This is a genomic window from Paenibacillus algorifonticola (assembly GCF_050481745.1).
In the GTDB taxonomy this organism is placed as follows: domain Bacteria; phylum Bacillota; class Bacilli; order Paenibacillales; family Paenibacillaceae; genus Pristimantibacillus; species Pristimantibacillus algorifonticola_A.
Map to the genome: position 1 here is coordinate 296,549 of NZ_JBCNGR010000017.1, position 10,272 is coordinate 306,820.

The window sequence follows — 10,272 nt, forward strand, 5'->3', positions numbered from 1 at the left end:
TATAAGTTTTTCCCTTATAAACAGGCTTATATTTCTCCGACAAAGCTTTTCGCACGTCCTAGAAGGACGACGAAGTCGTTTTTGCTTGGCACATAAATGGTTAAGAGGGTTAACAATATAGAGGGGAGCTGGAATATATGTTTTTTCGTTTGATCAAGCAGGAGCGGCGAAGCAAAGCCGCACTCGCAGCCGTGTTTGCAATGGCTTTAATGGCAGCGGGATGCTCGAGCGCAGCACCTGCTGCAGAAGAGACAGCAGTAGAGCAGCAAGTGACGGTCATTAAAACAGAGGCGGCAGCCAAGCACAGCATGGGAGATCCGCGCGAGCAGGTCGCTGAGGTAAGCGCCTCGGTTCGTCTGGACATTCCGACAATGGCTTCAGGCAAAATCGCCCGCGTGCTTAAGAGCAATGGCGACACGGTTAAAAAAGGGGAAGCCATCATTCAATTGGAGTCGAATCTCGCAGTGCTGGACCGTAAACGCGCGGAAACCAGCCTGTCAGCAGCAGAGCAGTCTTTAGTCAAGGCTAAGCAGGATATTGCTTCAAGCCGCTCTACCTTGCTGAATAATATTGCAAGTCTGGAGACGCAGTACATTCAGGCTAGTGCCGGTGATGATCAAAATTTGATTGATGCCGCGCGTCGTAATCTGGAGTCGGCCAAGCAGCAGCTTGCCGATTTGGATAATGGCAGCTCGCTTGCGGGCTTGCAGTCCCAAATCGATGCGGCGAGATTAGCCGTCGAGCAGGCTGATCTTCAGCTGGACAGCTATCAAATTACCGCTCCAGCGAGCGGTACGATTACTGATTTTGCCGTGAGCGAGGGCATGACGATAAACGCAGGTACAGTAGTAGCTGTCGTGCAGAATGTGAAGCAAATTTCGATTAAAACCGAGCTTAGCGAACCAGCAGCCGGGCTGGCCCGCGGCAAGTCAGAGCTTGTCTACTACAATTCGGAGAATCCATCTGTGAAGAAAAAAGCGAAAGTGGTCTATCTCGCTTCGGTGCCTAATGCAAAAACGAGAATGTACGCACTTGAGCTCACAACGGACAATGCGGATGGCTCGCTCAAGCCAGGCAGTCGCGTACAAGTGGAGCTGACGACCGTTGCAGAGGAGAATGTAATTGCTGTTCCTTCGCTGAGTATTGTACGTGAAGGCAGTGAAACCTTCGTTATGCTGTCCAATGCAGGTACAGCTGAGAAGCGCGCAGTTAAACTGGGCCGCGTCAATGGCGTCTATCAAGAAGTGCTGGAAGGCTTGAAAGAAGGCGAGACCGTTGTCGTCTCTGGCCAGCATACGCTGAGCGATGGACAGAAGATTGAGAATGAAGAGGCTGCAAAGTAATCAGAGAGCAAGAAAGCATTTTTAGAAGCCGTAATTGAATACTGTCATTCATCCCGCATTTGGAGTTTTACTCCTCATAATGCGGGGTGTTTTGCTATAAAAGCATGTTGTTCAGAAAAAATGGGTAAGAAATATGATCCGTATAATGATGTCCGTATGCTGAAGCGTGATAATCCTTAAGCTCCCTTTGAAGAAGCTATAGCGGCTCAGTTTATTGAAGATAGCGCTACGATTGTCATACCGTATAAAGAGAATCAATATGAAGCCATAACCGTTCACTATCAGCCTTTCGATAAGGAAGTATTCTAAAAAGCATCGTTCCTTAAATTATTCATAAAATAGTGCTTTTGCAGCATTTTGCTTATGATTCTCCTTTTTTGACAACAATGTATGGTGGAATAGCTGGCGGCGGTTTGTTACACTAGTAGCAACAGATTGCTAACTATTGAGGAGAATGTGCGGTACTATGAAAGCAAATATAAGGCGTCAAGATGTAGAGTTGCTTGCTCCGGCAGGCGACTGGGAATGTATGCGGGCGGCGGTTGCGAACGGTGCGGATGCTGTCTTTTTTGGTGTGGAAAAATTCAATGCGCGTGCGAGAGCGAATAATTTCCGCAGCGAGGAGCTGCCAGAGATTATGGCCTTTTTGCACAGCTACGGCGTGCAGGGCTTTTTGACTTTTAACATTCTCGTATTTGAGGACGAACTGCGCGATGCGCAAGCGCTCATTGAAATGTGTATAGATGCAGGTGTGGATGCGGTTATCGTGCAGGATTTGGGACTTGTGAAGCTCATTCGCGAGCTGTCGCCGGATTTCCCGATTCATGGCTCGACGCAGATGACGATTACTTCTCCGGAAGCGGTGGAATTTACGAAGCCGTTTAATATGGAGCGCGTCGTTCTCGGCCGCGAAAACAACCTCAAGCAAATCAAAACAATCGGTGAACAAGCGAAGCTTCCTATGGAGGTTTTTGTGCATGGCGCGCTATGCGTATCGTACTCCGGTCAGTGCTTGACGTCGGAAATGTGGGGCGGACGCTCGGCGAACCGCGGCGAATGCGCGCAAGCCTGCCGTCTTCCTTATGACCTGATGGTCGATGGCAAGCATCAGCCGATGGGCGATATTTCGTATTTGCTGTCGCCGAAGGATTTGGCGGCGATCGATCTCGTGCCTGAGCTGATTGAAGCAGGCGTCGTTTCCTTCAAAATCGAAGGGCGTCTCAAAAGCCCGGAATACGTAGCCAATGTAGTCAGTAAATACCGCAAGGCGATTGATAAATATTTTGATGGCGACTTGTCCAAGCCGTCGGTAGAGGAAGTTCGTGAATTGCAGCAAAGCTTCTCGCGCGGCTTCACACATGGCTTCCTGTCGGGTACGAACAATAAAATGCTAGTAGAAGGCACGTTTCCCAAAAGCCGCGGCGTCTTCATTGGCCGTGTCGAGCGTATTCTCCGCGATGCAGTAACCGTTCGTCTGGAAGCTCCGCTTAAGCGTGGCGATGGCGTCGTCTTCGATGCTGGCGATCCGACGAAGAAGGAAGAGGGCGGCCGCGTCTACGACATTCGCCGCCAAGGCGTGAAGATTGAAGGCGAAGCGCAGGAAGGCACGCTGCTGGAGCTCGTTCCAGGACGCAGCGACGTTGATTTGCGCAAGGTGCATGTGGGCGACCGCGTATGGAAGACGAATGACCCGGCGCTGGATAAGCGTCTTCGTGCGACCTATGAGACGGAAAAGCCCTACCGCGTTTTCCCGCTTCATGTCTCGGTAACAGGCAAGCTCGGCGAGCCGCTGCGGACGGTATGGACGGATATGCAAAAGGGAACGACGGTAGAAGTAGTATCCGAACTGCTGCTGGAGCAGGCGCAGAAGCGTCCGATGGATGCGGAGCTGCTCAATGATCAACTGGGACGTCTAGGCGGAACGGTTTATCAGCTTGACCATTTGGAAGTGCTGCTTGAGGGCGAACTGATTGTGCCCGTGCGTGAGCTCAACCGGATGCGCCGCGAAGCGGTAGAGCATCTAGCTGGAGAACGTCCGAAGCCGCCCGTCTATGTGAAAAATAACATCGACCCGCTGGCAGACACCGCGGATCAAGAGGCTGTTCCAGCCGCTGCCTCAGGCTATTCGCACGAAGGCGATCTTGTGCCGCGCCTGACGGCTCTATGCCGCGGCTTGCCGCAAGTCGAAGCAGCAATCGCCGCCGATGTCGATATGATTTATGCTGATTTTGAATTTATTAAGCAGTTTCCGGCGGCTGTAGAGCTGGCGCGTGCGGCTGGCAAGCCGATCGCCCTGGCAACCCCGCGCATTCATATGCCGGGTGAAAACGGCTACCATGCTAACATTTTGAAGCTTAAGCCAGATGCGGTGCTTGTCCGTAATACGGGTGCGCTTTATTATTATTTGCGCGCTAAGGCCGAAAACCCGGATCAGCCATTCCCTAAGCTGATTGGTGATTTCTCGCTGAATGTGGCTAATCACAAGACGGTTAAGCTTTTTGAAGAAGTGGGTCTCGATATGATTACGCCGTCCTATGACCTGAATATTCAGCAAATGATGGATATGCTAAACAAGGCCAATACAGCGAAGCTGGAAGTCGTAATCCAGCAGCATCTGCCAATGTTCCATACGGAGCACTGCGTCTATTGCACCTTCATGAGTGAAGGCACCAACTTCACGAACTGTGGACGCCCATGTGAAGATTCACGCGCTTCCTTGCAGGATCGTATTGGCATGTCCCACCCGGTTCGCGTAGACGAAGGCTGCCGCAATACGGTGTACAATGCGATTGAGCAATCAGGCGCTGAATATATTAAGCCATTTTTGGAGCTGGGCATTCCATCTTTCCGCGTCGAGTTTCTGGAAGAAACGCCGGAGCGGGTAACGGAAGTGCTGTCTCTTTACCGCGATGCACTCGATGGCCGTATTACGGGCACAAAAGTATGGCGTACACTGAAAGCAACGAACCAAATCGGCGTAACGCGCGGACAATTGGTGAAGTAAGAAAGCAGCAAGAGGGGGAGCCGACATTGCGGGAAACGCAGTGCCGGCTCTTTTTGAAGGATACAACCAAATCACTCTCAGGGGTGGATCTTGAGCTTATCGAAGTAGTTTGACACCGCCATGCGGCTCGCTTAGCATAGGAAGAAGCAGGCTGCAATTTAGAGCCATATTTACTGAGATAACTGAAGCGCTCATAACGACAAGAGACTGCGACGAAATAAAGTACCGTTAATTTCCTCGCAGCTCCTAAGTGAGCCGTATAACGGATAGGGATAAGCGGGGTAATGGTGAAGATGGACGTACAATGGTATGCAGGTTGGAGACATGTATTTAAGCTGGATCCGGAGCGCAGCATCTCGGACGAGGACCTGGATGCAATTTGCATGTCGGGTACAGACGCTGTATTAGTAGGAGGCTCTAGTGGCGTAACGTTTGAAAATACCGTAGATTTAATGGCGCGTATTCGCCGTTATGCGGTAGATTGCGCGCTGGAGGTCTCGACGATGGATGCGGCGGTTCCTGGATTTGACGGCTATTTCGTGCCGCTCGTATTGAACACGAGCCAGGCAGAGTGGATTAATGGCCGTCAGACAGAAGGGCTGCAAGCATTCGGCTCTTTCATTCCTTGGGAGGAAACGGCGGCGCAAGGTTATATTATATTGAATGAAGAAGCGACCGCCGCCAAGCTGACAGGAGCGAATGCCGATCTGGACGAGGATCAGCTGCTTGCCCATGTGCAAATGGCTGACCGGCTCATGCGCTTACCCGTTATTTATATCGAATATAGCGGACGTTACGGCGACATGGCACTTGTTCACAAAGCGTATGATACGATCGCGCAGGCCCAGCTATTTTATGGTGGCGGCATCGATAGCGCAGAGAAGGCTAGCGAGGCAGCTGCGGCTTGCGACACTGTCGTTGTCGGCAATATTATTTATGCGGATTTACGGGCAGCACTGGCTACTGTGCCTGCCGTTCACAGTACGATTCGCAAGCATACTAGAAACGAAGCCTAGCTTTTATAAAAACAACCGACAATTTAGGATTTTATTTGCTTCTGCAAATTGACACTTCACGGCCCGTTGTCTACACTGTTAATAGGCGAACAAATGCGAACAAAGGAGTACGACCATGTTTAATTTTATAAGCATCGACGAGGCGGTACAGAAGCTTAACCCACCGCAGCGCGAAGCGGTAAAAGCAACCGATGGGCCGCTGTTGATTATGGCGGGAGCGGGCAGCGGCAAAACCCGCGTATTAACCCATCGGATCGCTTATCTAATTGAGAAGAAGCGCGTAGCGCCTTGGAGCATTTTGGCGATTACCTTTACGAATAAGGCATCGCGTGAAATGCGTGACAGAGTTAGCGCACTAATCGGCCCGTCGGGCAATGATATTTGGGTTTCTACGTTCCACTCGATGTGCGTGCGGATTTTACGCAGGGACATCGACCGGATTGGCTTTACATCCAATTTTACGATTTTGGATTCCGGCGACCAGCTGTCGGTTATTCGCAATTGCATGAAGGATCTGAATATCGATACGAAGAAATTCGAGCCGAAGGCTGTTCAAGCGTCCATCAGCGCCGCGAAGAATGAGCTGCTAACGCCGGAGCGGTACGAGCAGAAGGCGGGGGACTATTTTCAAGATATCGTCATTAAGGTGTACAAGTCCTACCAGAAGCGGCTCAAAAGCAACAACTCGCTCGATTTCGACGATTTGATTATGAAGACGATTCAACTGTTCCAGGAAGTGCCGGAGGTGCTGGATTTTTACCAGAACAAATTCCGTTATCTCCATGTTGATGAGTATCAGGATACGAACCGTGCGCAATACATGCTCTGCCGCATGCTCGCTGACAAACATCACAATATTTGCGTCGTCGGCGACAGCGATCAGTCGATTTATCGTTGGCGCGGGGCGGATATTACGAATATTTTGAATTTCGAGGGCGATTATCCCGAAGCGCAGACGATTATGCTGGAGCAGAACTATCGTTCTACAGCCAATATTTTGAATGCGGCGAATGCGGTCATCAGCCTCAACACCGGACGCAAGCCGAAGAACCTTTGGACCGATCAAGGTGCCGGAGACGAAATTACGGTGTATCAGGCGGATTCCGAGCATGACGAGGGTTATTTTGTAACAGGTGAAATTCGCAAAAATAAAAATAGCGGACGTAAATTTGCAGACCACGCCATTTTGTATCGGACCAACGCGCAGTCACGGGTTATAGAGGAAATTTTGATCAAATCGGATATCCCCTATCAAATCGTCGGCGGCATCAAGTTCTACGATCGTAAAGAGATTAAGGATTTGCTCGCTTATTTGCGGCTAATTTCCAATCCGGATGACGATATTAGTCTTGCACGCGTCATTAATGTGCCGAAGCGCGGCATTGGTGACACGACAGTTGGCAAGCTGGCGGAGGAGGCAGCGCGGAGCGGCACTTCGATATTCAACGTTTTGGGCAATCTACAGGGGCTGGATATCAATGCCCGTACGCAAGCGCTGCTTGGAGAGTTCTATATCATGATCAGCAACCTTGCGGGTATGGTTGAGTATTTGTCAGTGACGGAGCTGACGGAGAAGGTGCTGGAGATGACCCAGTACAAGCTGGAGCTTCAGCGTGAGAAAACATTGGAATCGACCGCACGGGTCGAAAATATTGACGAGTTCCTGTCCGTTACGATGGACTTTGAGAAGCGCAACGAAGACAAGACGCTCGTGTCCTTCCTGACCGATCTTGCTCTCATCGCCGATATTGATTCTATGGATAAGCAGGATGAGCAAGGCAACGCTGCCCCAAGCGACGCTGTCGTGCTGATGACGATGCATAGCGCCAAAGGCTTGGAGTTCCCTGTTGTCTTTATTATTGGCATGGAGGAGAGCATCTTTCCACATAGCCGTGCTTTGAACGACAATGACGAGCTGGAAGAAGAACGCCGTCTTGCCTATGTAGGCATTACCCGGGCAGAGAAGCAGCTGTTTATGACTTCGGCCCGGATGCGCACCTTGTTCGGACGGACCGCATCGAATATGCCTTCACGCTTTCTGGATGAAGTGCCGAGCGAGCTCAAAAAGGATGCTTCCGCTTCGGGCGGTTTTGGCCGCAGTGGAGGAGGCAGCAGGTATGGCGCTGGAAGCTCGACTGGCTTCGGCTCAGGCGGACGGACGGCGCCGAAGAGTCCTGCGGCAAATGGCGGGCTTGGCTCTGGCGGCCGATCGCTCGGCACGAGCACAAGCAGCGGGGTTCGAGTAAGCACGCCGCAAGCAGCCGGCGCAGGTGCAGCGGGGGCGGCTGGAGATGCAGGCGCGAAGCAGTTCGCTGCCGGCGACCGGGTAGCCCACGGCAAATGGGGCGAAGGCGTGATCGTTTCCGTGAAAGGAACAGGCAATGACATGGAGCTACAGATTGCTTTTCCCGCTCCGACAGGGGTGAAACGCCTGCTTGCAGGCTTTGCGCCAATAACGAAAGTTTAGCTCATTATTGAAAGGGGACATTTGCTGTGGAAATGAACCAAGCGGAAACAGCTGCAGCTTCACCTGCCCAAACCGAACGAATGATTACGCTAATTGATGAAATTACGGCTCATAACTACCAGTATTACACGCTGGATCAGCCGTCCATTGACGATGCTGACTATGACAAGCTTTATGATGAGCTGGTCGCATTGGAGAAGGAGACGGGGACCGTGCTGCCGGATTCGCCAACACAGCGTGTGGGGGGAGAGCTGCTTAAGGGCTTTGAGCCGCATCGTCATCGTGCCAAGCTGTGGAGTCTGGACAAGGCGCAAAATATCGAAGGACTGCATGCCTGGAACCAGCGGATGCTGCGGGCGGTTAACGATTATAATACGAAAAATCCGGATGTTGATCCGCTACCAGACCCAAGCTATGTAATTGAGCTGAAGTTCGATGGATTGACGCTGAACCTGACCTATGAGGATGGTAAGCTGATTCAGGCGGCTACGCGGGGCAATGGCGCGATAGGTGAAGGGATTTTGGCACAGGTGAAGACGATTCGTTCAGTCCCGCTCACGATTCCTTATCGGGAGGGTTTGATCGAGGTGCAGGGCGAGGGTATTATGCAGCTGTCGGTGCTGGAGAAGTACAATCAGACGGCTGCTGAGCCGCTCAAAAACGCACGCAATGCAGCTGCGGGCGCCCTGCGCAACTTGAATCCGAAGACGACGGCGGAGCGGAAGCTGAGCGCTTTTTTCTACAATATAGGTTATTCGGAAGAGCTGGCTTTCACCACTCATCAGGAAATGCAGCAGTTTTTGCGTGACAATCGGTTTAAAGTAAATCCGTATGCGGTGTATTTTGACACGATCGAAGAGGTGGCGGCAGAGCTGGAGCGCTTGGCAGAGGGCCGCACCGATCTCGATTATTTAATAGATGGAGCTGTAGTCAAGCTCACGGATATCCGTACTCGGGAAGCGCTCGGCTATACAGATAAGTTCCCGCGCTGGGCGGTTGCATTTAAGTTCGAAGCGGAAGAAGCGGCAACCATACTGCAATCCGTTTCTTGGGAAGTCGGCCGTACCGGCAAAATAACGCCTGTCGCCCGCGTCGAAGCCGTTGAGCTTGCTGGTGTGACGGTACAAAACTGCACGCTCAACAATATAGGCGATATTGAACGGAAAAATCTTAAGTTTGCGCTGGGCACGTTCGTAACCATTCGCCGCTCCAACGATGTCATACCGGAAATACTCGGCAAAACCGATGATATAGAAGGCCAGGAAATCGTCTTTCCAGAGCAGTGTCCTTCTTGTGGCACGGAGCTTGAGCAGCGCGGCGCACATTTGTTTTGCAACAACCGCCTAGGCTGTGGTCCGCAAATGATCGGTCGTATTACGCATTTTGCCTCGCGCGATGCGATGGATATTGATACATTCAGCGTTATGACGGCTGAACAGCTGTTTACAGAGTGCAAGGTTCATGACCCTGCCGATCTGTATGCGCTGGAGTATGACGATCTGATTAAGCTGGAACGGTTCGGCGAGCGGAAGGCGCGCAAGCTGCTTGATGCGTTCGAGAAGTCCAAGAGCCGGGATTTGACGGCATTTCTATATGCGCTCGGCATTCCGAACACAGGGAAGTCCACCACGCGGACCCTAGCGGATCATTATGGCAGCCTGGATGCTGTAATGGCGGCTTCGGTGGAAGAGCTGATCGAGCTGCCTGATATCGGCGGTATTGTAGCGGAGAGTATTGTAAGCTTCTTTGCTGATCCGGTTATGGCTGACAGCATCGCTCGTATGCGGGCTGCCGGAGTAAGCGCGGAAGCGGAACATAAAGCAGTAGTGCGGGAAGATAGTGTATTCAGCGGCAAAACGGTGGTCATTACAGGGACATTATCCGGCATGAGCCGCGACGAAGCTGCTAAAAAGCTCGAAGCATGCGGCGCGAAAGTATCCGGCAGCGTGTCGAAGAAGACGGATTATGTCATTGCTGGCGAAAATGCAGGCAGCAAGCTCACGAAAGCGAAGGAGCTTGGTGTTACCGTTATTGAAGATGAAGCCGAATTGCAGCGTTTATTAGAAGGAAACGAAGCGTAATAGACCGAAAAGTGCTGCCACGCCTGGTTTTTGGGACGTGAGCGGCGCTTTTTTGGTTATAAGGGCTAAGGATTTAAAGGTGGTTTAATAAAAAATGAAAAGTTTTTTGAAAAAGTAGTTGCATTTCGAAAATGGACATGGTATATTACTTCTTGTCGCTTCGGAGACATCGCGTTATACAGCAGAAATATTGAGAAATAAACAATAAAATAAGCTGTTGACACTGTCGAAGAATGGTGATAACATATACAACTGTCACTACAAAATGTGACAAACAAGTTCCTTGAAAACTGAACAAATGGATCACGTCAAAATCCAAACAATGTTTTAAATAGCTAGTTAAGTAATGAGCAAGTCAAAC

5 protein-coding genes are annotated in these 10,272 nt (G+C 51.0%); all 5 read left to right on the forward strand.

The annotated features are described in order from the left end of the window. Positions 1 to 137: 137 nt before the first annotated feature. The gene (locus ABEW34_RS17525) at positions 138 to 1,343 is read left to right on the forward strand and encodes an efflux RND transporter periplasmic adaptor subunit (RefSeq protein ID WP_430160445.1); all 1,206 of its coding nucleotides are present in this window, start codon (positions 138 to 140) and stop codon (positions 1,341 to 1,343) included. A gap of 466 nt (positions 1,344 to 1,809) precedes the next feature. Further along, positions 1,810 to 4,347 (forward strand): DUF3656 domain-containing U32 family peptidase, encoded by a 2,538-nt coding sequence (locus ABEW34_RS17530; RefSeq protein ID WP_430160446.1) that lies wholly within the window; start codon positions 1,810 to 1,812, stop codon positions 4,345 to 4,347. A 293-nt stretch (positions 4,348 to 4,640) separates the two neighbouring features. Continuing rightward, positions 4,641 to 5,363: a heptaprenylglyceryl phosphate synthase gene (locus ABEW34_RS17535; protein ID WP_430160447.1), complete on the forward strand. Its 723-nt coding sequence runs from the start codon at positions 4,641 to 4,643 to the stop codon at positions 5,361 to 5,363. A gap of 115 nt (positions 5,364 to 5,478) precedes the next feature. After that, positions 5,479 to 7,830, forward strand: a complete 2,352-nt coding sequence (gene pcrA / locus ABEW34_RS17540) for a DNA helicase PcrA (RefSeq protein WP_430160448.1) — start codon at positions 5,479 to 5,481, stop codon at positions 7,828 to 7,830. A 32-nt stretch (positions 7,831 to 7,862) separates the two neighbouring features. Then, complete coding sequence (gene ligA / locus ABEW34_RS17545; RefSeq protein WP_430160455.1) at positions 7,863 to 9,911, forward strand: NAD-dependent DNA ligase LigA; 2,049 nt, start codon at positions 7,863 to 7,865, stop codon at positions 9,909 to 9,911. The last annotated feature ends 361 nt before the right edge of the window (positions 9,912 to 10,272 follow it).

What these genes read in the sequence shown, in the direction of transcription:
- pcrA (WP_430160448.1), top strand. Translation starts at nt 5,479, where the DNA reads ATGTTTAATTTTATAAGCATCGACGAGGCGGTACAGAAGCTTAACCCA.
- ABEW34_RS17525 (WP_430160445.1), top strand. Translation starts at nt 138, where the DNA reads ATGTTTTTTCGTTTGATCAAGCAGGAGCGGCGAAGCAAAGCCGCACTC.
- ABEW34_RS17535 (WP_430160447.1), top strand. Translation starts at nt 4,641, where the DNA reads ATGGACGTACAATGGTATGCAGGTTGGAGACATGTATTTAAGCTGGAT.
- ligA (WP_430160455.1), top strand. Translation starts at nt 7,863, where the DNA reads ATGAACCAAGCGGAAACAGCTGCAGCTTCACCTGCCCAAACCGAACGA.
- ABEW34_RS17530 (WP_430160446.1), top strand. Translation starts at nt 1,810, where the DNA reads ATGAAAGCAAATATAAGGCGTCAAGATGTAGAGTTGCTTGCTCCGGCA.